The sequence below is a fragment of the Yoonia sp. JB2-21 genome (assembly GCF_055693545.1).
The window spans coordinates 376,511-400,370 of sequence record NZ_JBVFUC010000001.1; the positions used below are offsets into that span (position 1 = coordinate 376,511).

Annotated in this window: 31 protein-coding genes; 1 reads left to right on the forward strand and 30 read right to left on the reverse strand. The window is 57.5% G+C overall.

All coding sequences use genetic code 11. The features are described 5' to 3' along the window. Positions 1–87: 87 nt before the first annotated feature. The 30 genes from ACZ1G5_RS01870 to ACZ1G5_RS02015 all read right to left on the reverse strand — a co-directional run bounded on the left by ACZ1G5_RS01870 (position 88) and on the right by ACZ1G5_RS02015 (position 22,393). A complete protein-coding gene (locus ACZ1G5_RS01870; protein ID WP_472731241.1) occupies positions 88–555 on the reverse strand; it encodes a DUF3291 domain-containing protein in 468 nt (155 codons plus the stop codon). A 34-nt stretch (positions 556–589) separates the two neighbouring features. After that, positions 590–994, reverse strand: a complete 405-nt coding sequence (locus tag ACZ1G5_RS01875; RefSeq protein WP_472731242.1) for a hypothetical protein — start codon at positions 992–994, stop codon at positions 590–592. A gap of 110 nt (positions 995–1,104) precedes the next feature. After that, complete coding sequence (locus ACZ1G5_RS01880) at positions 1,105–1,338, reverse strand: hypothetical protein (protein WP_472731243.1); 234 nt, start codon at positions 1,336–1,338, stop codon at positions 1,105–1,107. 10 nt (positions 1,339–1,348) lie between these two features. Beyond that, positions 1,349–1,747: a hypothetical protein gene (locus ACZ1G5_RS01885; RefSeq protein WP_472731244.1), complete on the reverse strand. Its 399-nt coding sequence runs from the start codon at positions 1,745–1,747 to the stop codon at positions 1,349–1,351. Further along, positions 1,747–3,033, reverse strand: coding sequence for an NADH-quinone oxidoreductase subunit NuoF (gene nuoF, locus ACZ1G5_RS01890; protein WP_472731246.1), 1,287 nt, complete (start codon positions 3,031–3,033; stop codon positions 1,747–1,749). Before nuoF ends, ACZ1G5_RS01885 begins: the two co-directional genes overlap by 1 nt. Further along, a complete protein-coding gene (locus ACZ1G5_RS01895) occupies positions 3,033–3,263 on the reverse strand; it encodes a DUF5337 domain-containing protein (protein WP_472731247.1) in 231 nt (76 codons plus the stop codon). Before ACZ1G5_RS01895 ends, nuoF begins: the two co-directional genes overlap by 1 nt. 15 nt (positions 3,264–3,278) lie before the next feature. Then, a complete protein-coding gene (locus ACZ1G5_RS01900; RefSeq protein WP_472731248.1) occupies positions 3,279–3,932 on the reverse strand; it encodes an NADH:ubiquinone oxidoreductase in 654 nt (217 codons plus the stop codon). A 188-nt stretch (positions 3,933–4,120) separates the two neighbouring features. Then, on the reverse strand, positions 4,121–5,176 hold the full coding sequence (gene nuoE / locus ACZ1G5_RS01905; protein ID WP_472731249.1) for an NADH-quinone oxidoreductase subunit NuoE: 1,056 nt from the start codon (positions 5,174–5,176) through the stop codon (positions 4,121–4,123). Positions 5,177–5,249: 73 nt separating this feature from the next. Further along, complete coding sequence (locus tag ACZ1G5_RS01910) at positions 5,250–5,570, reverse strand: hypothetical protein (RefSeq protein WP_472731250.1); 321 nt, start codon at positions 5,568–5,570, stop codon at positions 5,250–5,252. Between the two features lie 20 nt (positions 5,571–5,590). Continuing rightward, a complete protein-coding gene (locus tag ACZ1G5_RS01915; RefSeq protein WP_472731251.1) occupies positions 5,591–5,788 on the reverse strand; it encodes a hypothetical protein in 198 nt (65 codons plus the stop codon). Next, positions 5,785–7,023 carry an NADH-quinone oxidoreductase subunit D gene (locus ACZ1G5_RS01920; protein WP_472734252.1) on the reverse strand — a complete coding sequence of 413 codons (1,239 nt, stop codon included), beginning with the start codon at positions 7,021–7,023 and terminating at the stop codon, positions 5,785–5,787. Before ACZ1G5_RS01920 ends, ACZ1G5_RS01915 begins: the two co-directional genes overlap by 4 nt. A 4-nt stretch (positions 7,024–7,027) precedes the next feature. Next, positions 7,028–7,921 carry a sulfotransferase gene (locus ACZ1G5_RS01925; RefSeq protein ID WP_472731252.1) on the reverse strand — a complete coding sequence of 298 codons (894 nt, stop codon included), beginning with the start codon at positions 7,919–7,921 and terminating at the stop codon, positions 7,028–7,030. Then, complete coding sequence (locus ACZ1G5_RS01930; RefSeq protein ID WP_472731253.1) at positions 7,914–8,234, reverse strand: hypothetical protein; 321 nt, start codon at positions 8,232–8,234, stop codon at positions 7,914–7,916. Before ACZ1G5_RS01930 ends, ACZ1G5_RS01925 begins: the two co-directional genes overlap by 8 nt. Beyond that, entirely contained in the window at positions 8,231–8,662 is a 432-nt protein-coding gene (locus ACZ1G5_RS01935) for a GFA family protein (protein ID WP_472731255.1), read from the reverse strand. Before ACZ1G5_RS01935 ends, ACZ1G5_RS01930 begins: the two co-directional genes overlap by 4 nt. Beyond that, a complete protein-coding gene (locus tag ACZ1G5_RS01940) occupies positions 8,662–9,273 on the reverse strand; it encodes an NADH-quinone oxidoreductase subunit C (protein WP_472731256.1) in 612 nt (203 codons plus the stop codon). Before ACZ1G5_RS01940 ends, ACZ1G5_RS01935 begins: the two co-directional genes overlap by 1 nt. Next, positions 9,270–9,800: a NuoB/complex I 20 kDa subunit family protein gene (locus ACZ1G5_RS01945; protein ID WP_339952444.1), complete on the reverse strand. Its 531-nt coding sequence runs from the start codon at positions 9,798–9,800 to the stop codon at positions 9,270–9,272. The genes ACZ1G5_RS01940 and ACZ1G5_RS01945 overlap by 4 nt, the downstream gene beginning before the upstream one ends. After that, on the reverse strand, positions 9,791–10,156 hold the full coding sequence (locus ACZ1G5_RS01950) for an NADH-quinone oxidoreductase subunit A (RefSeq protein ID WP_472731258.1): 366 nt from the start codon (positions 10,154–10,156) through the stop codon (positions 9,791–9,793). Before ACZ1G5_RS01950 ends, ACZ1G5_RS01945 begins: the two co-directional genes overlap by 10 nt. A 121-nt stretch (positions 10,157–10,277) precedes the next feature. After that, positions 10,278–11,219, reverse strand: coding sequence for a hypothetical protein (locus ACZ1G5_RS01955; RefSeq protein WP_472731259.1), 942 nt, complete (start codon positions 11,217–11,219; stop codon positions 10,278–10,280). Between the two features lie 68 nt (positions 11,220–11,287). After that, entirely contained in the window at positions 11,288–12,073 is a 786-nt protein-coding gene (locus ACZ1G5_RS01960; protein WP_472731260.1) for a crotonase/enoyl-CoA hydratase family protein, read from the reverse strand. Next, positions 12,070–12,930, reverse strand: coding sequence for a hydroxymethylglutaryl-CoA lyase (locus ACZ1G5_RS01965; protein ID WP_472731261.1), 861 nt, complete (start codon positions 12,928–12,930; stop codon positions 12,070–12,072). The genes ACZ1G5_RS01960 and ACZ1G5_RS01965 overlap by 4 nt, the downstream gene beginning before the upstream one ends. A gap of 46 nt (positions 12,931–12,976) precedes the next feature. Continuing rightward, positions 12,977–13,627 (reverse strand): glutathione S-transferase family protein, encoded by a 651-nt coding sequence (locus ACZ1G5_RS01970; RefSeq protein WP_472731262.1) that lies wholly within the window; start codon positions 13,625–13,627, stop codon positions 12,977–12,979. After that, on the reverse strand, positions 13,624–15,534 hold the full coding sequence (locus ACZ1G5_RS01975) for an acetyl/propionyl/methylcrotonyl-CoA carboxylase subunit alpha (RefSeq protein WP_472731263.1): 1,911 nt from the start codon (positions 15,532–15,534) through the stop codon (positions 13,624–13,626). Before ACZ1G5_RS01975 ends, ACZ1G5_RS01970 begins: the two co-directional genes overlap by 4 nt. A 3-nt stretch (positions 15,535–15,537) precedes the next feature. Continuing rightward, positions 15,538–16,161 (reverse strand): hypothetical protein, encoded by a 624-nt coding sequence (locus ACZ1G5_RS01980; RefSeq protein ID WP_472731264.1) that lies wholly within the window; start codon positions 16,159–16,161, stop codon positions 15,538–15,540. A 114-nt stretch (positions 16,162–16,275) separates the two neighbouring features. After that, positions 16,276–17,838, reverse strand: a complete 1,563-nt coding sequence (locus tag ACZ1G5_RS01985) for a carboxyl transferase domain-containing protein (protein ID WP_472731265.1) — start codon at positions 17,836–17,838, stop codon at positions 16,276–16,278. Then, positions 17,835–18,308, reverse strand: coding sequence for a lysozyme inhibitor LprI family protein (locus ACZ1G5_RS01990; RefSeq protein ID WP_472731266.1), 474 nt, complete (start codon positions 18,306–18,308; stop codon positions 17,835–17,837). The genes ACZ1G5_RS01985 and ACZ1G5_RS01990 overlap by 4 nt, the downstream gene beginning before the upstream one ends. Further along, positions 18,305–18,598, reverse strand: coding sequence for a hypothetical protein (locus ACZ1G5_RS01995; RefSeq protein ID WP_472731267.1), 294 nt, complete (start codon positions 18,596–18,598; stop codon positions 18,305–18,307). The genes ACZ1G5_RS01990 and ACZ1G5_RS01995 overlap by 4 nt, the downstream gene beginning before the upstream one ends. Continuing rightward, positions 18,595–19,758, reverse strand: a complete 1,164-nt coding sequence (locus ACZ1G5_RS02000; protein ID WP_472734253.1) for an isovaleryl-CoA dehydrogenase — start codon at positions 19,756–19,758, stop codon at positions 18,595–18,597. The genes ACZ1G5_RS01995 and ACZ1G5_RS02000 overlap by 4 nt, the downstream gene beginning before the upstream one ends. A 63-nt stretch (positions 19,759–19,821) precedes the next feature. After that, positions 19,822–20,415, reverse strand: coding sequence for a DUF6434 domain-containing protein (locus ACZ1G5_RS02005; RefSeq protein ID WP_472731268.1), 594 nt, complete (start codon positions 20,413–20,415; stop codon positions 19,822–19,824). A gap of 36 nt (positions 20,416–20,451) precedes the next feature. Then, on the reverse strand, positions 20,452–21,657 hold the full coding sequence (locus tag ACZ1G5_RS02010; RefSeq protein ID WP_472731269.1) for a DegT/DnrJ/EryC1/StrS family aminotransferase: 1,206 nt from the start codon (positions 21,655–21,657) through the stop codon (positions 20,452–20,454). Positions 21,658–21,724: 67 nt separating this feature from the next. Then, complete coding sequence (locus tag ACZ1G5_RS02015; RefSeq protein ID WP_472731270.1) at positions 21,725–22,393, reverse strand: HAD-IA family hydrolase; 669 nt, start codon at positions 22,391–22,393, stop codon at positions 21,725–21,727. A gap of 121 nt (positions 22,394–22,514) precedes the next feature. On the opposite strand from ACZ1G5_RS02015, the gene glmU reads away from it, so the two are divergent. Next, on the forward strand, positions 22,515–23,858 hold the full coding sequence (glmU, locus tag ACZ1G5_RS02020) for a bifunctional UDP-N-acetylglucosamine diphosphorylase/glucosamine-1-phosphate N-acetyltransferase GlmU (RefSeq protein WP_472731271.1): 1,344 nt from the start codon (positions 22,515–22,517) through the stop codon (positions 23,856–23,858). The last annotated feature ends 2 nt before the right edge of the window (positions 23,859–23,860 follow it).

The following is a 23,860-nucleotide window of genomic DNA, read 5'->3' on the forward strand; positions in this document are numbered from 1 at the left end:
ACGGCACATTTGGCGCCGGTTTCTGCTGAATCTGACATCGGTGTTTAGCCATCGCTATTCAATATCAGGGCTATGTCATCGGTTGTTTTATGCCGGCCCATCGACAGTCAATGACCTTAACCCATTGGCGCCGAACACATTATTACTTTCACCAGCATCTTGCAGCTTGTGCCAATTCGCCATACCCTCTGCAACGTCTGGGCGGTGTCCCTCAGGCACCCACCAACAGACCAGATGCCCACTATCGCCCGGAACAAACCAATCCGGCGCACCTTTCATAATCCGGGCATGCAGGGTTTTCGTCACAAAACGATAGAGCGCGCGCGCATCTGTCCAAACTGACAAGGTCGAGGCCGTGTTGGGCCGATCTTTCAGTGGCCCATTTTGGTCATTCTGCGCAGCATCCATATCATCATCCGGCAATCGCCAAATAAACCCGGGACTGCGCGCGCCAATTGCATTGACCTGAGCGATTGCATCCTCAAACCCCGCAATCCTTGGATCACCCCACGGGTAAGCCAAAGTACCAAAGTTGAATTCTGCAAGATGGCGCACCGCGCCTGATCGCCCCTTTGGTTCCGTCAACCCACTATTGGATCAGTTGACCGATAGATGTCTTTGCCCGCCGCTCTGACGCCAAGGCGCGGCAATAGGCAGCATCATTCGCAATATCGATGTCATGCTTGCGCTCAAAGGCGACCAAATAGGGGAACGCCCAATCATCATAGAGATCAAGACCTTCCAGCATGGCAAAGAACTGATCACTTGAATATCCAGCCTCGATCATTTCGGCCAACACATCTTCAAGACGGTCCTCAAAAGCCGCCTCATCAAAGCCAAGTCCGCCACAAATCTCTTCGGCATCAATCGCAAAAAAGCCATCTGCCACCACATTCTTTAAAGCTGTAGGCGTTTGTTGTGGCGGGATAACCGGCGCACAGCCAGCAACCAAAACCGCACCAGCGAGAGCCAGACCAATGAATATGCGCGACATATGAAAGAACCTTTAGGTAGATGGACTTATTTCATCTTTGGGTTGCATGCAGAATCGCCATTGGTCAAGGCCAAATCAGCGCAATCCAAGACAATTTCAGAACCCGCAGATCAACGCCGTCTTTGCCGAGTCGGGGCAACGCCTGCGAAACCCTTTCGCGCGAAAGCCAACGTCAGAATTGCACCAATCACCGCCAGCCCACCTGCCGCCGCATAGGCCCATGTCGGTGCCAATTCTGCGCGGACGGCGACAACAGTGAACCATGCTGGCAGGCCGCAGACGGCCAACGTGACAAGGGCCGCACAAAAACTCGCGGCCCCGTCCAATACATTCTGAAAAGCCATCGTGCTGCCTTTAGGCCGGGATCAACATCGCGCTGATCGCGGATCCTTCAAGCACTTCTGCGTCACCCGCGGCACAAAGATCATCAACGTCCAGTTGGACGTCATGCTTTACTGAAAAACTACGCTCTGCCACGTCTGTTTCCAAATCAATTGCGTTACGCTGACTGATCGCCGCCAATGAACCGCGGCCGACCTCGTTGCGGGCGTCGTTCAATGCGGAATCAAGGGCCGCATCATAGTTGTAGCGCGGGCAGCTCTGCGCGACCTGATTGGCTATGCCAAGGCTGGCATAATATTCAGGCGTCGACATACCAAACAACTTTTGCACCGCCGGGTCATCCAGGTTGCGCCCGTCGGTTGCACAAGCGGCCAGTGCCAAAGCCGCGCCAAGCATCAATCCACGTGTCATCATTCTGCTGCCATCCCTGCCATGCGTTTGTCTTTGATCCGGTCCTCAATCTCGTCCCGGAAGTTCTTGATCAGTCCTTGGATCGGCCAAGCAGCGGCGTCACCAAGTGCACAAATTGTATGGCCTTCGACCTGTTTTGTCACGTCGAGCAACATATCAATTTCCTCAACCGATGCATTGCCTTCGACCAGGCGCTTCATCACGCGCATCATCCAGCCAGTGCCTTCACGGCATGGCGTACACTGCCCGCAGCTTTCGTGCTTATAGAATTTCGACAGCCGCCAGATCGCTTTGATCATATCGGTGGAGTTATCCATCACGATGACAGCCGCCGTGCCAAGGGACGATCCCTTTTCCTTCAGGGCGTCAAAATCCATCACCGCGTCGCGCATGTTTTCGCCGCGCACACAGGGCACCGAGGATCCACCGGGAATAACCGCCTTCAGGTTATCCCAGCCGCCGCGAATACCGCCGCAGTGCTTTTCAATCAGCTCTTCAAAGGAAATCGACATTTCCTCTTCCACCACACAAGGGTTGTTCACATGACCCGAAATCGCGAACAGCTTCGTGCCTGCATTATTCGGGCGGCCCATACCCGCGAACCAGTCACCACCGCGGCGTAGAATGGTCGGCACCACGGCAATTGATTCCACGTTGTTCACTGTGGTCGGACAACCATAAAGCCCTGCACCCGCCGGGAATGGCGGCTTCATGCGGGGCATGCCTTTCTTGCCCTCAAGGCTTTCCAGCAGCGCAGTTTCTTCGCCGCAGATGTAGGCTCCGGCCCCGTGGGTCAGGTAAATATCAAAGTCCCAACCGGACTTGGCAGCGTTCGGGCCGACAAGGCCGGCTTCGTAGCATTCGTCGATGGCTGCTTGCAGCGCTTCTTTCTCGCGGATGTATTCACCGCGGATGTAGATATAGCAGGCGTTTGCGTTCATCGCAAAAGACGCAATCAGACAACCTTCGATCAGCGTATGCGGATCGTGGCGCATGATTTCGCGGTCTTTGCATGTGCCGGGCTCGGATTCGTCGGCGTTCACAACCAGATAGGCCGGACGCCCGTCACTTTCCTTGGGCATGAAAGACCATTTCAGACCGGTCGGAAAACCCGCCCCGCCCCGACCGCGCAGACCGGATGCTTTCATTTCGTTGATGACCCAGTCACGGCCCTTCTTGATGATGCCTGCGGTGCCATCCCAATGGCCCCGCGCCTGCGCGCCTTTCAGCGTGCGGTCGTGCATCCCGTAGAGGTTCGTGAAAATCCGGTTCTCATCTTTGAGCATTACTCATCGCCCTTCTCATTCTGGCGTGCACGCCAGAGCCTAAATGTCTGCCACAGGGCAAACCCGAAACCGGCGAGCGCTGCAAGGTCAAAAATGGCACGCGTCCGGGTTGACCAGCCATATTCGTCACCGACAAGGATAGCCAAGACCCAGAGAACACCAGTTCCGGCAACAATCAACGCGACGCGTTGTCCGGCCTTGCCCTGATCAGTGTGTCCTTGCTGGGTCATGGCCTTGGCTACGCTTTAGTAAACATCGCCTTTGTCGACCTTCTTGGAAAACTCTGTTGTGCCACCAGCAGCCAGAACTTTGGCCTGCTCAACCCAGTTGTCGCGGGTCGCGCGGCCTTTGAAACCCTCAAGGTTGTCATCCATCCATGCCTGCTCTTTCGGGCCCCAGGTTGAGATTTGATCAAAGTGGAAGATACCCATGCCATGCAGGGTCTTCTCCAACTTGGGACCAACACCTTTGATTTGCTTCAGATCATCAGGCCCACCTTCGCGTGCAGCACTCAGGAACTGCGGTGTGCCGTCGTCAGATGGGGCAGGTGCTTCAGCGACTGGTGCTGGCGCAGGGGTCGGTTCTGGTGCAGGCGCGGGGGTTGGTTCTGGCGCGGGTTCCGCCGCTGGGGCCGGTGCAGCCGCCGCAGGGGCCGGGGCTGGCGCGGGTGCCGCAGCAGGTTTTTCCGCAACGGGGGCCGACATCGTGTTCGGACCCGGCGCAGGGTTGCGCCACCCCAAGGCCAAAACGATGGCCGCGATGATCGCGACGATACCGCCAATAAAGGCCGATCCAAAAAGCCCGTATTCATAAAGCACATAGGCAACGCCCGCTGCGATAACGCCAAATAATGCGGCAACTGCGATGATACCCTGGCTGATTGGTGCTGTATCTTTCATCTTCCGTCTTCTCCCTCAGGTGACTGCAAGTGCAGCCTTGCAGATTAGTTCCGGGGCCATGCCTTGCGGCAAAAGCGCCCAGTCCCTGTTACCTCTACCCGATAGACGGGCACAGGGTAAAGAATTACTGCTATTCCCCCTTGGCGGCTTTGCGCGACTGCGCGCGTAATCGCCCAAAAACCTGGCGTTTACTTTGACTTGGCCAGCTCTGCCGCCTGCGCCATCCAATTGTCCCGTTCAATCCGACCTTTGAACTTCAACCGGCTGTCGACCCAAGCGATTTCATCTGCGGTCCATTTGGCGATCTGGTCAAAGTGGTAAAAACCAAGATCGTTCAGCACACCTTCCAGCTTTGGCCCGACACCGCTGATCTTTTTCAGATCATCAGCCCCGCCATCGCGGGGCCCGCTGAGGACTTCGGGCTGCTTTTCCGCGCCAGAGGCTGCAGGTTTTGGTGCCGCTTTCGCAGATTTCGCTTTGGCAGGTTTTGGTTTCGGCGTCGTGGCCTTTGCCTTTGGCGAAGGCGCCGCTTTGGCATCTTTCACCCAAGGGGTCAGCAAGGGCACTTCGGTCCCGTCAATGCGCTTGACCGTATCCCCAATATCCGTGGCCAGTTGTGCGCTTGCGTTATATTTGGTTCTGCCGCTGTCATAGTCTTTCAGGCTGGTCAGCCCTTTCAGCGGCTCGGCCGCGTAGCGCCCGTTTTGCGGACCGGGCACAGGAACGCGACCAGCGGCCAGTTCATCAATAATCTCGCCCAGACGTTCGGCGGTCAGGTCTTCGTAGTAATCCTTGCCGATCTGCGCCATAGGCGCGTTCGCACAAGATCCAAGGCATTCAACCTCTTCCCATGAAAACTTGCCATCGGCGGACAATGCATGCGGCTTGTCGGCAATCTTGTCCTGACAAACGCCGATTAGGTCCTCTGCACCGCAGATCATGCAAGACAGCGTGCCGCAGACCTGAATGTGCGCGACAGAGCCGACAGGCTGCAACTGGAACATGAAATAGAATGATGCCACTTCCAGCGCGCGAATATAGGCCAGATCAAGCATCGCAGCCACATGTTCAATCGCCGGACGAGAGAGCCAGCCCTCTTGCTCTTGTGCACGCCAAAGAAGCGGAATGATCGCAGAGGCCTGACGGCCTTCGGGGAACTTCTTCATCTGTGCCTCGGCCCATTTCTGGTTGTCGGGCGTGAAAGCAAATGTCTCTGGCTGATCGTGGTAAAGGCGGCGTAGCATCAGGTCTTTCCGGTCATCTCAATGGTCAATTTATCCCCTAACACACCGGACGGGCCGGGCAAGGGATTTGTCGTTAGGCGCAGGCCCCACCGATCACCCGAAAGGACGCGCCATCAATCTCGCCGCGTCCCTCGGCACGCAATTCGGTCATCACACGTGCAAGATCTTCGCGAGACAAAACAGCGTCGGCCATGATCAGGTCCGTGTTGTTGCTGGTCAGAGAACAACCGTTTGCAGAAACGCTGCTTACAAAACGTTCCTTAGCGGACTGTGGCGCTTCGATGGGCTCTGGAATTGGGATCGGATCAGGAGCCGGAGCGGGTACAGGAACCGCAATTGGGCCGGCACACCCAGCAAGGGTCACACATGCAACAAGGGTCAGTCTGCTTTTCATTTCTTTCGCTCCCGCTTTGTTCAGTTCGCCGGTGTTTCTGGCCCGACCGTGAAAACATCCGTCAGGCCGTAAACCAAGACGAAGACAGAGACGGCCAATCCGGCAACGCCACCAATAATGACACCAGCCAAGCGACGTTTGAAAATGCGTGACACAAAGGCCGACACAAAAAACCCAAAGGACAACAAAAGCCCTAAGAGCAGATCGCCGGTTGTCATCTATCGATTTCGCCAAAAACGACGTCCATCGTCCCGATAATCGCACTCACATCAGCCAGCTGGTGACCTTTGCAGATATAGTCCATCGCTTGCAGGTGAAGATAGCCCGGCGCACGCAGCTTGGCGCGATATGGCTGGTTTGTGCCGTCGGCCACCAGATAGACGCCGAATTCACCCTTGGGCGCCTCAACAGCAGCATAAACTTCGCCCGCCGGGACGTGGAACCCTTCGGTATAAAGCTTGAAGTGGTGGATCAGCGCTTCCATCGAGGTTTTCATTTCGCCCCGCGTCGGTGGCGTCATCTTGCCCCGCGCCATCACGTCGCCCTTTTCATGGCGCAGCTTTTCGCAGGCCTGGCGGATGATGTGGACGGACTGGCGCATTTCTTCCATGCGGCACAGGTAGCGGTCATAGCAATCGCCGTTCTTGCCCACAGGGATCTGGAATTCAAACTCGTCATAGCATTCATATGGCTGGGCACGGCGCAAATCCCATGCCAAACCGGACCCGCGGACCATCACGCCCGAGAAGCTCCAGTTTTGGATATCTTCTTCGGTGACGATGCCAATGTCCGCATTACGCTGTTTGAAAATGCGGTTCTCGGTCAGCAAACCGTCGATATCATCAAGCACTTTGGGGAATTCGACAGCCCACGCATCGATATCCTCGACCAGTTCATCGGGCAGATCCTGATGCACCCCTCCGGGACGGAAATAGGCAGCGTGCAGGCGCGCACCACAAGCGCGCTCATAAAACACCATCAGCTTTTCACGCTCTTCAAACCCCCAAAGCGGTGGGGTCAGCGCACCCACGTCCATGGCCTGCGTCGTGACATTCAACAAGTGATTCAGTACGCGCCCAATCTCAGAATAAAGCACGCGGATCAGGCTAGCGCGACGCGGCACTTCGGTGCCTGTCAACTTTTCAATCGCAAGACACCAAGCGTGCTCTTGGTTCATGGGCGCCACGTAATCCAAACGGTCGAAGTACGGCAGATTTTGTAGGTAGGTGCGCGATTCCATCAACTTTTCAGTGCCACGGTGCAGCAGGCCGATATGGGGATCGCAGCGCTCTACGATTTCACCATCCAGCTCTAGAACCAAACGTAAAACACCATGTGCAGCAGGGTGTTGTGGGCCAAAGTTGATGTTGAAATTTCTAATCTGCTGCTCGTCAGTTGCTGCGTCAGATGATCCATCATCATAGGTGTTCACACGGATATCGCCGTCCATCATGTTTTCAAGCCCTCGCTCGGTTGTCTTGCCACCGCTGTGGCAGGGGGCCGACATTGCGCGCCACCCATTCGTAGTGTTCATTCAGCAAACCCAACGCACGTGGGCGCAATTTATCCAGCATTACCACCTCTGGTCCCTGATGGACCCGATCCGGCAAAGCGGGTGTCACGGTCTCAATACCAAGGAAGCTGCAAAGTTGCGAGAGCCCATCTTGCGTCATCATGTCTTCTGAGAACAAAATTTTCAGGCGATCGTCCGGGATTACCCGACGCAGTTTGCGGATGATCTTTGGATAGTCACCCCGTTCCAGGATATGGGTCTCCTGCCCGCGGTTCAGAATGCGATACAAGATGTTGTTCGATTTCTTCTCATAGATCTCATGGGCCTGCCGCTGACGGCGCGCCTGCATGCGAATATGTGACCAAAGCCGGTCCAGTGGATCGCGGATCAGCAAAACGAACTTTGTGTGGGGTGACAGCGCCAGCATCCGCCCGAGCATCTCATCGGGGAGCGTGGCATAATTCGGCGTCATGTCGGCCACGACGCGCGCGCCCTCACTCCCTTCCAACAGCCACGCGGCATAGCGGCCATCATCACCACGATCCGTCTCTAACACAGCAATCAGGCGTTTCATCTCATCGATCCGGCGGGTCATGTTGTCGACTTTCCACCCCTGCCCGGCCTCAGCCGCATCGTCCTTGGCCACGCGCAATTCACGCAGGCGCACGCGGAAATTCGTGATTTGCTTTCCCTGCGCATCCGCATCGAAAGTGTCCCAATAATGCGCTTCTTTCACGGCTGGCATCGCGCAATCGGGATGGTCATGCAGGTAACGATAAAGCCATGACGTGCCCGCCTTGGTCGCGCCAATTCCAAAAAGAATGCTGGGGTCAGTCATCACCCGCCGCGGCCTTGAACATACACATCAATGAAAGGTCAGCGCGCGTAAAACAGTTTTCGACCTGCAAAGCCGCTCTCTGACCGTCAGAGACAAGGTCGCCACTTCTGAAGGTTGCAATATCGTTGTCGCCACGACTGATCCGCAGAATATAGGCATAGTTATCATGGCAAAGCGCCATCAAAGGCGCGGCAGCATCCGCCGACATCAGGCAATACATTTTGTCAGGCGACCAGACATCCTGGGCCGCACCATAGCTTGGGGAAAACGCAAAACACACAAAGGCCGCGTGATACATAATCACGCGTTTCACGATGCACCGTCATCCGCGCCATAAAGCGCAAAAACCTCTGCCTCGGTCATCGTCTTGGTATCAGCCGCTAGCGCATAGTTGTCGGGCTTTTTGTCGATGAATACCTGCATCCCGATCTCAAACTGGCCGGGATCTTCAAACGCATGAATAGAAACATGCTGATTTTGGCCGTCTTGCGTTTGCCAGAGCAGCGATGAGCCACAGTCCTTGCAAAACAAGCGCTCACCCCATTCCGAGCCTTTATAAGAACCGACCGGCGCGCCATCCTCGAACACCACCGAAGACCCGCAATCGACAGACAAATACATCCCACCAGACCACTTGCGACACATCCCGCAGTGACAGGCCCCTGCCCCCAGGCCACCGGGCGTCGGTGTCGCGGTGAAGCTACACGCGCCGCACATACATTTGCCCGGCAGTGCAGTCATCACCCTGCCTTCTCGTCTTTCTTCTCATCGCCCGGCAGGATGTATTCCGCACCCTCCCACGGCGACATAAAGTCGAACTGGCGATATTCCTGCACAAGGCTGACGGGTTCGTAGACAACGCGCTTTTGCACCTCGTCATAGCGGACCTCGGTATAGCCCGTTGTCGGGAAATCCTTGCGCAGCGGATGCCCGCGAAACCCATAGTCCGTCAGGATACGGCGCAGATCCGGGTGACCCGAAAACAGGATGCCGAACATATCGAAGACTTCGCGTTCAAACCAATTGGCCGACGGGTGGACGGACATGATAGATGGCATCATATCCTCTTCGCGGATCTGAACCCGCAAACGAATGCGGTGGTTCTGATACATGCTCAGGAAATGATAGACGACGTCGAAGCGCTTGGCCCGGCTGGGGTAGTCCACAGCCGTGATGTCAATCAGCGACGAGAATTTGCAGGTCGCGTCGGTCTTAAGAAAATCCACAAAGCTGACCAGCGAGGATGGTGCGACCGTCACAGTCAGCTCATCATGGGCCACTTCCCAGGACAACACGCAATCGGTGCGCTTCAGCTCCAGGTGTGTGCCGAGTTCTTGCAGGGCTTCAGTCATCGTACAATTGTCCCTGTCCGGCGCATCTTGCGCTGCAATTGAAGGATACCATACAGCAACGCCTCTGCCGTTGGCGGGCAGCCGGGCACATAGACATCCACCGGCACGATGCGGTCACAGCCGCGCACAACGGAATAGCTGTAGTGATAGTATCCACCGCCGTTCGCGCATGACCCCATAGAGATCACATAGCGCGGCTCTGGCATCTGGTCATAGACCTTGCGCAGCGCGGGCGCCATTTTGTTGGTCAGCGTGCCAGCAACAATCATCAGGTCAGACTGACGCGGGGATGCACGCGGTGCCGTGCCAAACCGCTCCAGATCATATCGCGGCATTGACGTATGCATCATCTCAACAGCACAGCAGGCCAGGCCAAAGGTCATCCAGTGCAGCGAACCTGTACGCGCCCAGTTCACGATGTCAGCGGTTGAGGTCACAAGGAAACCCTTGTCCTGCAACTCAGAATTAATCAGCTGCGCGCCATGTTCTTTATCAGCGCCCACTGCGGTTCCGGTCATCACTCCCATTCGAGCGCCCCTTTCTTCCATTCGTAGGCAAAGCCGATGGTCAGCACGCCCAAGAACACCATCATTGACCAGAAACCCACCATGCTCACGTCTTGGAACGCGACGGCCCATGGGAACAGGAACGCGACCTCAAGATCGAAGATGATGAAGAGGATCGCGACGAGGTAAAAGCGGACGTCAAACTTCATTCGCGCGTCGTCAAAGGCGTTAAACCCGCATTCATACGCCGACACCTTTTCAGGATCCGGATTGCGCACCGCAACAATCGCGGCTGCAACGATCAAGATTAGACCAAGCGCGATTGCAAGACCCAAAAAGATCATGATCGGCAGGTATTCGGAAAGCATTTCCTGCAAGGGGTATTCCTTTCGGCTCGGCCTGTGCGGGGCATAGACCTGTGTTAGCTGAAAGATGCATACCGTTGCCGCCCCAAAGGGTCAACCAACGGCCGCCCCTGAAATGGCAGTTTAAACGACGTTAGTCGGCGCGATTGGCAACCGGTTGGCGTGGCGACAAAAGCGTGCCCGCCACTGACAAGAGTGAGACGGCGTGGGCCAACCCGTTCGCACGATCATCATGGCCAAAAATGACGTCTGTCATCTCGGTCAGATTGTCGGCCTGCTGGTCTGTCAGCCAAAACATCAGATGCATCCCAAGCGTGAAGTCGCCCGGCATATCAAGAATTTCGACCTGACAACCATCAGGCTTCTGAATGAACCGCTGAGACGTGACAGTAACAGACCCATTCGGCAAAACAATCATCACATCATGCTGATCGTCCGTCGACGACAGCACCTTCGCATCTACCTTGACGACCATAGGGCGGCTTGGGTCATCCGGGTCCGCTACATGACTGGACGCCACAGCGACATCAAAGAAACCATCCTCATCAGCGGCACCTGCAAGCACGCGACCGCGACGTGTGCGCGGCTGTAGCGTGCATTGACGCCGCGCAACCGTTGGTGCGCAAGGCAAAACCGCACTGGTTTTCAAACGCAAACGCAGGTTCGGCCCCGCATAGGCCAGCGCATTCAGGGCAAGCTGCAACAGCGCCATGACAACACCCGTTCCAGCCACAGAGAATACGACAAGAATGGTCAGCGCGGCAGGGACATGCTCGGCCGGTGCCCAATGGGCGACCGCTTTGATCCACGGCATCACCAAAACCAATACGGTCACAGAAAGTGACAGGCTGATCGTCTCAAGCGTCACGTTGGGAAACAGGACAACATGCCCGACAACAAGGACCGCAACGGCAAGCGAAGCAAGCGTCGCGCGCTCCGGCGACAGCGCGGATGGGTCAACAAGGGCAAGCCCAAGCATCACAACAACGGGGATTGCGACAGCAAGCGCGACCAAGCGGCGCAAGCGCATCACGCGATACATCATCTGTTCAGCTGTCGGCCAGTCAAAGTGCATTTCCGTCTCCTGTTTGAGACGTAAATTTCGCCTTAAAATCCGTCAGAAGTGAGACGCAAATCTGGCAATTAAGACGGTGACGTGGCGTCCCAACTGGGTTTGCGCCGATCAAAGAAGGCGGAAATGCCTTCTTTGGCTTCATCCCCATCCCATTGCGCAATCAGAGCATCTATTGAGCGTTCTACCACTGATTCGTTAATTTTTGGCCCCAAGCTGCGCGCAAATGCCTTTGCTGCGGCCACAGCGCCCGGGGCGCACTTAAGATAGGGGTCCACCTCTGACGCAACCGCCGCATCAAGATCCGCGTCGGGCACTGCTTTCGCGACAATCCCCAGCGTCACGGCCTCGGCAGCGTCAAACACCCGGCTCGACATAAAGACACGTCGCGCGTGCGCCTCACCCATCCGCGCCAGCACGTAGGGCCCGATCGTTGCAGGGATCAGCCCGAGTTTCGTTTCGGTCAGCCCGAAGTTGGCGTGATCAGCTGCGACAACGACATCGCAAACACAAGCCATCCCAACGCCGCCGCCAAAGGCATTGCCGTGAATGCGCCCAATCACCGGCTGCGGCAGCGTGTTGATCGCACCCAACATCTGCGCAATCGATTGTGCTGCTGCCCGCTTCATCGCGGCATCCCCTGCCATTTGGTCTTGCATCCAGCCCAAATCGCCACCGGCACAAAATGAACGCCCTTGCCCCGTCAGAATGACAACACGGATGTTTTTGTCGGCGGCAATTTGGGTTGCGGCCCCATGCAAGGCATCAATCAAGGACTGCGACAAAGCGTTGTGCTTCTCCGGCCGCGCCAAAGCCAGCGTTGCCACCCCGCGCGCATCTACGGTCAGATCAATCATCGCATACCTCTTGCCAGTGTTGCAGCCTGCGCGATCACGTCAGGATCAACAGCTGTTTCAAAACCACGACTGTCCAACAAATCAAGAACCGCCTCGGTCGCCACATTCCCCGGTGCACCGGGGGCATAGGGACATCCGCCCAAGCCGCCCACGGCACTATCAAAGGCCCGCAGGCCCAAATCAAGGGATACCGCTATATTGTCCAAGGCCTGTCCGCCCGTGTCGTGAAAATGTCCGGCCAATTCATGCACTGGCACCCGCGCAATCACTGCTTCAAGCATCGCCGCGATGCGGGTCGGCGTCCCTTTGCCCAGCGTATCGCCCAGTGACACCGGCATCGGTGCAAGCTGGCGCAGCATCATGACGGCATCCGCGACCTGTTCTGGCGATGTTGGCCCGTCAAAGGGACAATCGGTCACGCAAGAGACATAGCCGCGTACCGCGACGTGGGCCTCCGCCGCGGCTTCGACCACCGGCTGCAATCGCGTAACCGACTGGGCAATTGAGCAGTTGAGGTTGCTTTGCGAAAAACCCTCGGACGCCGATATGAAGACTGCGATGTCCGTGATCATCCCACCTGGGCGGGCCGCCTGAAAGCCCTCCCACCCGCGCATATTGGGAACCAAAACAGCGTAGCGCACACCAGCGGCAGGCTTCAGTTCTGCCAAGACACGGTCCGTATCGGCCATCTGAGGGACCCACTTGGGGCTGACAAAGCTGCCAACCTCGATATCGCGAAGGCCTGATCCGCTGAGCAGATCGATCAACGCAACTTTCTGGGCAACAGGTATGACCCGCGCCTCATTCTGCAGGCCGTCCCGCGGCCCCACCTCGTGAATGCGTACAAAGTCAGTCACGGGTCTCTCTGCGGTCTGGCATTTCCCAGTAGGGTCTGTGTGCTTTTCATTGCGCCGTTTCCCATGGCGGATAAAAGGCCTTTGCGTAAAGGGCCGGCGCCTTTGGCAAGGACTGCTGATAAGCCGGGCGCTGCGCCAAACGATCAAACCAGTCCGAAAGCTTTTCAAACGTCGCGAGGTCTACAAAGTGCTGAGCCATATAGACCGCCTGTCCGACACCAATATCCGCAGCGGAAAAATCAGAAAGCAAATAGTCTGCATCCAGCATTACCTCCACGGTCGAGAGCGTTTTGCGTAACCGGGCCGCTTCCAGTTTCATCACTGTCGGGGATCGCATGCTGTCGTCATAAAGCGCGATATGCTGCTGGGTCAGGGCGGCAGTGTGCTGACTGATCGTCTCGGCAAAGTGGATCCAGTTCAGCCAAGCAGGGCGTTCAACGTGGCCCACGGCCCGACCCAGACCCGCTTGGGGGAACCGGTCGCAAAGATACTCTGCAATCGCACCGCTTTCTGTCAGCACGACATCATCAACCTCCACCGTTGGCACACGTCCTGTCGGGTTTAGACTACGATAGGGTTCTTCACGAAGCGTCTTGTCAAAAGGATACTCCACGACCTCGAAATCAACGCCCAGTTCGTGCAGCAACCATAGGCTGCGCATAGAACGGGTTTGCGGACAGTGATGCAGCCTGATCATGTTTCGCCCTCCAGCCGGACCATCAGTGTGCCCGCAGTGACCTGATCACCCCCGGACACCGTCACATCCGCAACGATGCCGGCACGTGGCGCACGCAAAACATGTTCCATCTTCATGGCTTCCAAAACAATCAAGCGATCACCCTGCGCAACCGCCTGCCCCACCTGCACCGCAACATCGCGCACCAACCCGGGCATCGGCGCCATGACGGTATCCCCGCCTGCGGTCGTGTCGGTACGGTCCAGTGGATCGACAATATCGAACGTCACGTTGGTCGCCCCAAACACCGTGACCGCGGTAGGCGTGCGTATCGTCGGGGTGCCCCAATGATCCCCGCGCTTTTGCAACGCAACGACGTCATCGTTGATATGCACATCACACGTGGAGGCATCTTTGACAATCACACGTGCCGACAACTCTGCATCATCATGCTGCAATGCGATCCGCCGTTCCAAAGGCGTCCAAAGCGTAAAGCCGGTCATGGGTGCATCATCCAGATCAGCGGCGACGACGGCGGCAATCGCGATATCGTGGCGCGTCGGAACAACCGGCGCACAAAGCGCCCTTGTATGCCGCGCGATCAACCCGGTATCGACCTCACCTGCGACAAAACTGGGCACCCGCGCCAACAGGCGCAGGAAATCGAGGTTGGTCACGGTTCCGGCGACTTGCGTCGCATCCAGCGCCGCCGACAAAGATCGCAGTGCTGTGGCCCGATCCGGGCCATGCACGGTAACTTTCGCAATCATCGGGTCATACCAGGGAGAGACTTCATCCCCCGCCACGACACCACTGTCGATGCGGGCATTGTCCGGAAAGGCAAGATGATCGATGACCCCGGTCGATGGCAGGAAACCCGCAGGCACGTCCTCGGCATACAGACGGGCCTCGAACGCATGACCGGTGATCAGGAGGTCGTCTTGCGCCATTGGCAACGGTTCGCCCGCCGCAACACGCAACTGCCACGCGACCAGATCAACTCCAGTGATAGCTTCGGTGACTGGATGTTCTACCTGCAAACGGGTGTTCATTTCCATGAACCAAAACCCGTCAGCACGGAGCCCATCGCCACCATCGACAATAAATTCAATTGTGCCAGCACCCGCATAGCCAATCGCTTTGGCCGCTTTCACCGCTGCCGCGCCCATTGCAGCACGAACGGCGTCCGTCATGCCCGGGGCCGGTGCCTCTTCGATGACTTTCTGGTGGCGACGTTGGAGCGAACAATCGCGTTCAAACAAATGCACCGCATCCGTGCCATCGCCGAACACCTGCACCTCGATGTGGCGGGGTGCTGTGATGTATTTTTCAACCAGAACATCGGGGTTGCCAAAGGCGGTCTGGGCTTCGGCCTGCGCGGAGGCCAGATTTTCTAGAAAATCTGGTGCGGCCTCGACCAAGCGCATTCCTTTGCCGCCCCCGCCAGCGACGGCCTTGATGAGCACAGGATAACCAATCTCTGCTGCCTGCTGGCTTAGAAAATCAGGATTCTGATTTTCGCCATGATAGCCCGGCACCACTGGCACCCCGGCCTCGACCATCAAGGCCTTCGCCGCATCCTTCAGCCCCATTGCCCGGATCGCATCGGCTGACGGACCGATGAATGCTAGGCCTGCTTTCTCGACCGCTTCGACAAAGTCAGGATTTTCGGACAAAAAACCATACCCCGGATGAATAGCCTCTGCCCCGGTGTTCAAAGCCGCCTGAATGATCAGATCACCGCGTAGATAGCTGTCGGCGACCGGGGCCGGGCCAAGACGCACCGCTTCATCTGCCTGAGTGACGTGCAGTGCCTGCGCGTCCGCATCCGAATAGACCGCGACCGTACGAATGCCCATGGCGCGGGCGGTCTGTATGACGCGACAAGAGATTTCGCCGCGGTTGGCAATGAGGATTTTAGTGAACATGCGCTACCACCATGATGTCGAGGTTCGGTCCGTCAGGTGCGTGCGGACGTATGAGGGCAACGGCCAAGCGTCATAGTCCATGTCGCGCTGCGACAGCGGTCCATGTTTGCGCGCATGATCATAAAGCTCGCGGTGCAGAGTGATATCCATAAGAGCCAGCGCCTCATCCACCTTGCTTTGCGTCTCCGCGATGCTGGCCTCCAGCTTTTCGGTATCGCTTTTTTCGCGCAGAAAGCCTGGCAGTGGCAGCGACGACCAAATCATCTTGCCGGCGGAAGTCGCCACCAACAGCACGATATTGGCCACAAATCCGCTGATGGCACCGCTCAAGAGATCCTTGCCAAGACCCCAACTAAACCAGCCATTCTTTTTGCCGCCGCCCTCCGCCAGCGCCGCACGGGCCGCATCAAACTCGCGCGCGAAACTCTCCCGGAATTGGCGCGCAAAGGCCCCGCGCCCGAAATCGCTCCGCCCCGCCCAAAGTTTTAACCGGGGTCGCACGAAGATGCCCGACCGGGACCGCTCGACGAATTGCTCGAAATCGAAAATAAAAAAGTAGTCTTCCGCGTCGCCCGAATTGTGGATGACATAGACGGGGACATCGACCGGCTTGCCAATGGTCGGCAATTTCAGCTCTGGCAACTGCCCGATCAAGCGATCTTTCAGACTACGCATCGACACCCCCGTGTATGGTGCGCTGTACGTACGGCGTATGTACAGGTTCTGTACACATTCCGTACATCACATCCGGAACACGCCAAAGCGTGTTTCCTCGATCGGTGCATTCATAGATGCGGCCAGCGACAAGGCCAGAACTTCGCGGCTTTTGCGCGGGTCGATGATGCCGTCATCCCATAGGCGCGCGCTGGCGTAGAGAGGGTGCGATTGTTCGGTGAACATATCAATCGTGGGCTGTTTGAAGGCGGCTTCATCCTCGGTTGACCAGCTTTCGCCGGCCCGCTCAATGGCATCCCGTTTGACCGTCGCCAGCACGCCAGCGGCCTGTTCGCCGCCCATCACGGAAATGCGCGACGTCGGCCATGACCACATAAAGTTCGGACTATAAGCCCTTCCAGACATGCCATAATTTCCAGCTCCAAAGGACCCCCCAACGACCATCGTGATCTTGGGTACCTTAGTCGTCGCAACCGCCGTGACCATCTTGGCCCCATGCCGCGCAATCCCTTCGTTTTCGTATTTCTGCCCTACCATGAAGCCCGTGATGTTTTGCAGAAAGACGAGCGGGATTTTGCGTTGGCTACACAGCTCAACAAAATGCGCGCCCTTCTGTGCGCTTTCCGAAAACAGCACGCCATTGTTGGCGATAATCCCGCAGGGCCAGCCGTCGATATGCGCAAAGCCGCAGACCAGCGTCTCCCCGAACCGCGCTTTGAATTCATCAAATCTTGACCCATCAACAATACGCTTGATGACTTCTCGAATATCATAAGTGGTGCGCAGGTCCGCGGGGACCACATCAAAGAGCGTATCGGGATCAAAGACAGGAGGTTCAGGCGGCAACCTATTGACTTGCAATGATTTACCAAGTCTGCAAGACGCCACAGCCTGTCGCGCCAAGGCCAGCGCATGGGCGTCATCCTCTGCCAGATAATCCGCAACGCCGGACAGCCGCGTGTGCACATCACCACCACCCAAATCCTCGGCTGAGACCACCTCGCCGGTCGCGGCCTTGACCAAAGGCGGTCCTGCCAAAAAAATCGTGCCTTGGTCTTTGACGATGATCGACACATCGGCCATCGCAGGCACATAGGCCCCGCCCGCGGTACAAGACCCCATGACCACCGCAATCTGTGGAATGCCCTTGGCCGACATCTGCGCTTGATTGTAGAAAATGCGGCCAAAGTGATCGCGGTCCGGGAATACTTCATCCTGATTGGGCAGGTTCGCCCCGCCACTATCCACGAGATACACACAAGGCAGATGGCAGGTCTCTGCAATCTCTTGGGCGCGCAGGTGTTTCTTGACGGTCATCGGATAGTAAGTGCCGCCTTTGACGGTGGCATCGTTACAGACGACCATGACCTCATGGCCGTTCACCCGGCCCACGCCCGCGATGACACCGGCACAAGGGGCTGCACCGTCATACAGGCCATGCGCTGCGGTCGCCCCCACTTCCAGAAACGGGCTGCCGGGGTCCAGCAACCCTGCCACCCGGTCACGCGGCAGCATCTTGCCGCGTGATAGATGGCGTGCACGGGATTTTTCCCCACCGCCGAGGGCCGCAGCCTCTGCTGCCAGACGCACATCTTCAAGCGCTTGAAGGTGTAGTTCACGATTATTCATCTCAGGTTCTGCTCCAACACCAGCACCTGTTCGCCAGTGGACTGCATCAAACAGGCCAGCGAAGCGGGTCCACCGCCCGTCCCGCCGCCCCACTGTACAAATTCATAGTCGCAGCGGGCGTCGCGGTAGGTGATCCATGCACGCTGCATGTGACGCAGATTGTCCAAGACCACGCCGTCATCGACGTGCTGGGACAGCAATTCTTGGTAGACCGCATTCAAACGGCCATCCCAGTAGTTTCGCTCGTTCTGCAGACAACCGCCCATGCCGATAGTACTATCGCCACCCGGTGTGTCGATCATGCATTGATCGGCCGAGGCGCCAATGCAGGCATGACGCTCACCGGGACCGGCGGCCTCTTGCATGCAGGCTTCGGTATGGCTGTCGGCATATATCAGGTCTTGAGCTAGCGCAGGCTGGGCAACGCCTAGAGCGAAGGCTAACAGTATGGCTGTTTCTGAATGCATCATGTCGTTGGTCCTTGTGGTGTCGGCAGTGCTTCTCCCCGCGGCCCCACGAAATACGTGGTGGTCAGCCCGGCAGGGTGTGCGCAGGCGATCACCATGCGTATGCCATCATCCGGGTGCGGACTGGCGGCGCAATCTGTTGGGGCCGCACCATCAGGGGCCGTTTCCAGATAGGCCGCTGCGTAGCGGTTGATAATATCGGTCTCACCAGGCACCTGACCGGACTGCAACCCAAGGTAGGCGGCAAAGGCGATGAGGGCCGCCACAGGTAGAAAGAGATAGGTGCGTTTCACCCCATCGCCCCCATCATCTCGCGCCCGACCAGCATCCGTCTGATCTCGGACGTCCCTGCCCCGATCTCCATCAGCTTGGCGTCGCGGAAGATGCGTGCGACAGGCGCATCGTTCAGGAACCCGGCCCCGCCCATCGCCTGCACGGCTTGATGCGCCTGCTTCATCGCCTCTTCTGATGCATAAAGACAGCAGGCCGCCGCATCTTGCCGCGTGACCGTGCCCCGGTCGCAGGCCCGCGCGACCTCATACACATAGGCGCGGGCAGAATTCATCGCCGTGTACATATCCGCCAGCTTGCCTTGCATCAGTTGGAAATTCCCGATGGGTTCGCCAAATTGTTTGCGGGTGCTGACATAGGGCATCACCTCATCCAGACAGGCGGCCATGATGCCAAGACCGATGCCCGCCAGCACCACCCGCTCGTAATCAAGACCGGACATCAAAACGCGCACGCCTTTGCCGTCTTCACCCAGTACATTTTCGAAAGGCACTTGGACGTCGTCGAACACCAACTCTGCCGTGTTGGACCCGCGCATCCCTAGCTTGTCGAAATGGGGTGAGGTTGAAAAGCCAGTCATTTCCTTTTCGATCAGGAAGGCCGTGATCCCTTTGGGTCCCGCATCGGGGTCAGTCTTGGCATAGACAACCAGCGTGTCAGCGTCTGGCCCATTCGTGATCCAATATTTGTTTCCGTTCAGGCGGTAATGATCATTGCGCTTCTCTGCCCGCAAGGACATGGACACGACATCCGATCCCGCCCCTGCCTCTGACATCGCAAGCGCGCCGACATGCTCGCCAGAAATCAGACGCGGCAGGTATTTCGCCTTCTGCTCCGCTGTCCCGTTCAGCTTGATCTGATTGACGCAAAGGTTCGAATGCGCGCCATAAGACAGGCTGACAGATGCGCTGGCCCGCGCAACTTCCTCGATGGCCACGGTGTGCGCGAGGTAAGACATACCTGCGCCCCCATAGTCCTCATCGACGGTGACGCCCAGCAGGCCTAGCTCGCCCATTTCACGCCAAAGCGCGGGCGGGAATGCGTTGTCGCTGTCGATCTGGGCCGCCATGGGCTTGACCCGTGTCTGCGCCCAGTCGTGCACCATATCGCGCAGGGCATTCACATCCTCGCCCAGATCAAAGGTCATTGAGGCATGAAACATGGGCTTGCTCCAGTTAATTGAACGCTTGTTCATTTATAGAACGCATCGCGCCACACTGTCCAGTCATTTCTCTTGTAGAAGATCCAGATCAGACGGGCGAAACACATAAGGTCCCGGCCGTTTGCGCCGCAAAGCCCAGAGTCTGCGCACCTCTTGCTGCGATCCATTCGTCACATGGGCGAAATACGCCCGGGTATAGGCGTTATACTGATTATGCGGTTGATCGGGCTGCCTTTTGCCCGCCTTCTTATCCGCCTCGATCCGCTTGGCTTCTTCCACTGCATCCGCCAGCGTTTTGCCGACATTCGCTTTCATCCATTCTATGAAGGGTATCGAGAATTTGTAGCCGGGGATTGCCGCCTGCATAAAGCGCCGCATATTCTGGGTGTTCTTATAACTATCCGTGATGACTGTCTCCGGTGCCAAAGGGGCGCTGTGCCAGTCGAAATTTGATTGCGGGTGCCTCGTCTTTTTTGCTTCGACCGGCGGGGTGCCGTGATCAAGGAAGTAGGCAATACGATCCGCGATCTCGAATTTGCCGCCCGTCGTCTTGATACCTTTGGCACGGGCAAAAGCCACCAGTTCTTCTTTTAAGTAGTACCACGCGCGAAAGGTCGCAGCGTCCGGACAATCAGCGATATCTGGGCGGTCGGTCATGCGCTGAAGCCTAGCTGATGCGGCTCCGGTGGCAAGTCACTCTGCGGCGGCTTGTCCTTGATAGACTGCGGCGACCTCGCCTTTGATGATCCGTGCCAGCAACGCGCAATCTTCCAAACTGAACGTCAAAGGCAGGCGCATGTCGATTACGCCAGCCAGTACGCGGTCAGAGGCAGGCATCGGCGCGGACGGTGCATACCGCCAGCTGTCATAGCGTGATGTAAAGCCTTTGGGTTCCGCACCGCCGAACCACTTTAGCTCGACCCCGCGCGCTGCACAGCGGCCCAGCACCTCTTGGACCGCAGCGGCAGACCAATCCAGCAGTAGAAACTGAAAAGATGATGCCACAAATTGTTCTTTGTCCGGACGCGGGATCAACCGTAGGCCGGGCGTATCGGCAAGGCCCGCCTCCAAAACGCGATATCTGGCGTTCCATGCGTCACACTGATTTTTGAGATTGCGCAGCTGTGGTCGCAGAATAGCCGCCCGTAGATTGTCCATTCGGCCAGAAATATTGGGTGTCTCATATTTTATCTTGGCAAACGTCTCGACCGGTGGGGCCGCGCGGTGTTTTTCGAACAGCATATAGCTGCCTGACAGCATGATGGCCCGCGCCATATCCTCGGCATCATCGCAAATCAGGAACCCACCCTCGCCGGAATTGATGTGTTTATAGGTTTGCGTTGAATAACACCCGAACCGACCCCAGCGTCCGCTGGGGACACCGTTCCAGGCCGCACCCATTGTATGTGCGCAATCTTCGATCACGGCGACGCCGGCCGCTTCACAGAGCGCCATAAGGTGGTCCATATCGCAGATATGACCGCGCATGTGGCTGAGCAGCAGAACGCGGGCCTGATCCAGCTTGGCCGCCAAATCGTCCAGATCAACCACGAGGTCTTCGGTCACGCCAACAAAGACCGGCGTGCCACCTACTGCCGCAATCGCACCGGGCACCGGGGCCAGAGTGAAGGCGTTGGTCAACACCTTGTCACCATGCCGCACGCCCGAAGCGCGCAAAGCCGTCGCCATCGCATAGCCGCCAGAGGCGACCGCAAGGCAGTACTTCGCACCTACGGTTGCGGCGAATTCCTCTTCCAGCAGCGCGGCTTCGGCAATCTCATCTCCGCTGGTGTTGTAGCGGTGCAAACGGCCTGATTGCATCACCGCATTGGCCGCCGCGATCCCTTCCTCGGGGATCGGTTCCTGCTGGGTAAAACTGCCGGTGAAAATCTCTGTCATGGCACCATTCTCTAGGCGCTTTTGGCCCACGTCAAATGCCCACTTTGGCGCAGGTCATAGCGCCAGATTACCCGATCAGACGCGCCACCACCTCATCAAGTTCGCTGTAGCTGTCAATCGTCGCCTCTGGATCAAGCGCCAAAACATCATCGCGACCCGGCCCGAATGTGACCAAGACGGACGGCACACCCGCATTGCGCGACGTATCACGATCAGTCGCCGTATCGCCCACCAAGAGCGATCGCGCCGGATCACCCCCTGCCCGCCGTACTGCCTCAAAGTGATGTTCGGGGTCGGGTTTGCGCACGGGCAAAGTGTCCGCACCAATCAGTGAAGAAAAAGCATCGCGCGCACCGAGGCTGGTCATCAGAGTTTCGGCCAGCCCTTCTGGCTTATTGGTTGCAATCCCGACGGCGTAGTCGGCCGCAAGCAACCTTTCGACTGCATCCATCGCTCCCGGGTACATCACCGTATGTGTATCAATATCATCTGCATAAGCCGCCAGCAGCGCCGGGTATTGCCTGTCAACCTCAGCCTCACCAAAACCATCGACCCGCGAAAACCCCAACCGCAGCATCGCGCGCCCGCCGCGCAGCGCAGTTGCGGCGTCTTGCCTATGGTCCAGCAGGTCGCCCAAACCCAGCCCACGAAAACAGCTGTTTGCAGCTGCAATCAGGTCACCGCTGGTGTCGGCTAGCGTCCCATCAAGATCAAAAATCACTGTCCGCTTCGTCATGGCTCTGCCCCTTGTTTCATCACTCTCTGTAACGCCATGTAAACTGATGTGAACCCCCATCCCCTTGTGATAATCAAAAAGGGCAGTAGAAGACGGGACAACAACAAGGTTCGAGGCAGCAATGGCAACCGCATTAATCATCCTGGGCGCAGGCATGGGCACACGCATGAATTCTGACCTGCCGAAAGTGCTGCATGAAATTGCTGGCGCTCCGATGCTCGTGCATGCCATGAAGTCTGGGGCCGCATTGAACCCTGAACGCACAGTTGTCGTTGCGGGCCACGGGGCGGCACAGGTAGAGAAAGCCGCAACGGCCTACGACCCAAGTGTGACCATCGCGCTCCAGTCCGAACAGTTGGGCACGGCGCATGCCGTCAACCAAGCCCGCGCTGCGCTGGACGGTTTCGATGGCGACGCGTTGGTGCTTTATGGCGATACACCGTTTATCCGGCCCGAGACACTGGCCGCAATGACCGCCGCACGGCTGACCCATGACGTTGTCGTATTGGGTTTTGAAGCCGCTGATCCGGGCCGCTATGGCCGTTTGATCATGCAAGACGACCAGTTGGACCGGATTGTTGAGTTCAAGGACGCATCGGACGAAGAACGCGCTGTAGCGCTTTGCAACAGCGGCGTTATTGCAGCAGATAGCCGGACGCTGTTTGAACTGCTGGACGCTGTGGGCAATGAAAATGCCGCAGGCGAGTATTATCTGACTGACATCATCGGCATCGCGCGGGCACGCGACCTGACAGCGACGGTCGTGCGCTGCGAAGAGGCTGAGACGCTTGGTATCAACTCCCGCGCGGAACTGGCCAATACAGAGGCGCTGTTCCAAGCCAAAACGCGGGCTGCTGCGCAAGAGGATGGGGTCACGTTGACCGCACCGGACACGGTCTTTTTCGCCCATGACACCGTCATAGGACGCGACACAGTGATTGAACCCAACGTCGTGTTTGGCCCCGGCGTGACAGTCGAAACCGGTGCAACCATCCGCGCCTTTAGCCATCTGGAAGGTTGCCATGTGTCGCGCGGCGCAGTTGTCGGACCCTATGCCCGCTTGCGTCCCGGCGCGGAACTGGCAGAGAACACCAAAGTCGGCAACTTTGTTGAAATCAAAAATGCGCAGATCGCTGAAGGTGCCAAGGTCAACCACCTGTCCTACATCGGCGACGCTGCCATTGGTGCGCGCAGCAATATCGGCGCAGGCACGATCACCTGCAATTATGACGGCGTGTTCAAGCACAAAACAACCATCGGAGAAGATGCCTTCATCGGCTCTAACACCATGCTGGTCGCCCCTGTCACCATAGGCGATCAGGCGATGACCGGCAGCGGGTCTGTCGTGACAAAAGACGTGCCGCCCGGTGATTTGGCCGTGGCGCGCGCGAAACAAGAAAACAAGGCAGGCTTTGCACTCCGCTTGTTCGAAAAACTCAAAACCAAAAAGCAAAAAGGGGCCTGAAC

Coding starts and splice junctions, on each gene's coding strand:
- ACZ1G5_RS01875 (WP_472731242.1), bottom strand. CDS start 994: ATGTCGCGCATATTCATTGGTCTGGCTCTCGCTGGTGCGGTTTTGGTT.
- ACZ1G5_RS01880 (WP_472731243.1), bottom strand. CDS start 1,338: ATGGCTTTTCAGAATGTATTGGACGGGGCCGCGAGTTTTTGTGCGGCC.
- ACZ1G5_RS01885 (WP_472731244.1), bottom strand. CDS start 1,747: ATGACACGTGGATTGATGCTTGGCGCGGCTTTGGCACTGGCCGCTTGT.
- nuoF (WP_472731246.1), bottom strand. CDS start 3,033: ATGCTCAAAGATGAGAACCGGATTTTCACGAACCTCTACGGGATGCAC.
- ACZ1G5_RS01895 (WP_472731247.1), bottom strand. CDS start 3,263: ATGACCCAGCAAGGACACACTGATCAGGGCAAGGCCGGACAACGCGTC.
- ACZ1G5_RS01900 (WP_472731248.1), bottom strand. CDS start 3,932: ATGAAAGATACAGCACCAATCAGCCAGGGTATCATCGCAGTTGCCGCA.
- nuoE (WP_472731249.1), bottom strand. CDS start 5,176: ATGCTACGCCGCCTTTACCACGATCAGCCAGAGACATTTGCTTTCACG.
- ACZ1G5_RS01910 (WP_472731250.1), bottom strand. CDS start 5,570: ATGAAAAGCAGACTGACCCTTGTTGCATGTGTGACCCTTGCTGGGTGT.
- ACZ1G5_RS01915 (WP_472731251.1), bottom strand. CDS start 5,788: ATGACAACCGGCGATCTGCTCTTAGGGCTTTTGTTGTCCTTTGGGTTT.
- ACZ1G5_RS01920 (WP_472734252.1), bottom strand. CDS start 7,023: ATGATGGACGGCGATATCCGTGTGAACACCTATGATGATGGATCATCT.
- ACZ1G5_RS01925 (WP_472731252.1), bottom strand. CDS start 7,921: ATGACTGACCCCAGCATTCTTTTTGGAATTGGCGCGACCAAGGCGGGC.
- ACZ1G5_RS01935 (WP_472731255.1), bottom strand. CDS start 8,662: ATGACTGCACTGCCGGGCAAATGTATGTGCGGCGCGTGTAGCTTCACC.
- ACZ1G5_RS01940 (WP_472731256.1), bottom strand. CDS start 9,273: ATGACTGAAGCCCTGCAAGAACTCGGCACACACCTGGAGCTGAAGCGC.
- ACZ1G5_RS01945 (WP_339952444.1), bottom strand. CDS start 9,800: ATGGGAGTGATGACCGGAACCGCAGTGGGCGCTGATAAAGAACATGGC.
- ACZ1G5_RS01955 (WP_472731259.1), bottom strand. CDS start 11,219: ATGCACTTTGACTGGCCGACAGCTGAACAGATGATGTATCGCGTGATG.
- ACZ1G5_RS01960 (WP_472731260.1), bottom strand. CDS start 12,073: ATGATTGATCTGACCGTAGATGCGCGCGGGGTGGCAACGCTGGCTTTG.
- ACZ1G5_RS01970 (WP_472731262.1), bottom strand. CDS start 13,627: ATGATCAGGCTGCATCACTGTCCGCAAACCCGTTCTATGCGCAGCCTA.
- ACZ1G5_RS01975 (WP_472731263.1), bottom strand. CDS start 15,534: ATGTTCACTAAAATCCTCATTGCCAACCGCGGCGAAATCTCTTGTCGC.
- ACZ1G5_RS01985 (WP_472731265.1), bottom strand. CDS start 17,838: ATGAATAATCGTGAACTACACCTTCAAGCGCTTGAAGATGTGCGTCTG.
- ACZ1G5_RS01990 (WP_472731266.1), bottom strand. CDS start 18,308: ATGATGCATTCAGAAACAGCCATACTGTTAGCCTTCGCTCTAGGCGTT.
- ACZ1G5_RS02000 (WP_472734253.1), bottom strand. CDS start 19,758: ATGTTTCATGCCTCAATGACCTTTGATCTGGGCGAGGATGTGAATGCC.
- ACZ1G5_RS02005 (WP_472731268.1), bottom strand. CDS start 20,415: ATGACCGACCGCCCAGATATCGCTGATTGTCCGGACGCTGCGACCTTT.
- ACZ1G5_RS02010 (WP_472731269.1), bottom strand. CDS start 21,657: ATGACAGAGATTTTCACCGGCAGTTTTACCCAGCAGGAACCGATCCCC.
- ACZ1G5_RS02015 (WP_472731270.1), bottom strand. CDS start 22,393: ATGACGAAGCGGACAGTGATTTTTGATCTTGATGGGACGCTAGCCGAC.
- glmU (WP_472731271.1), top strand. CDS start 22,515: ATGGCAACCGCATTAATCATCCTGGGCGCAGGCATGGGCACACGCATG.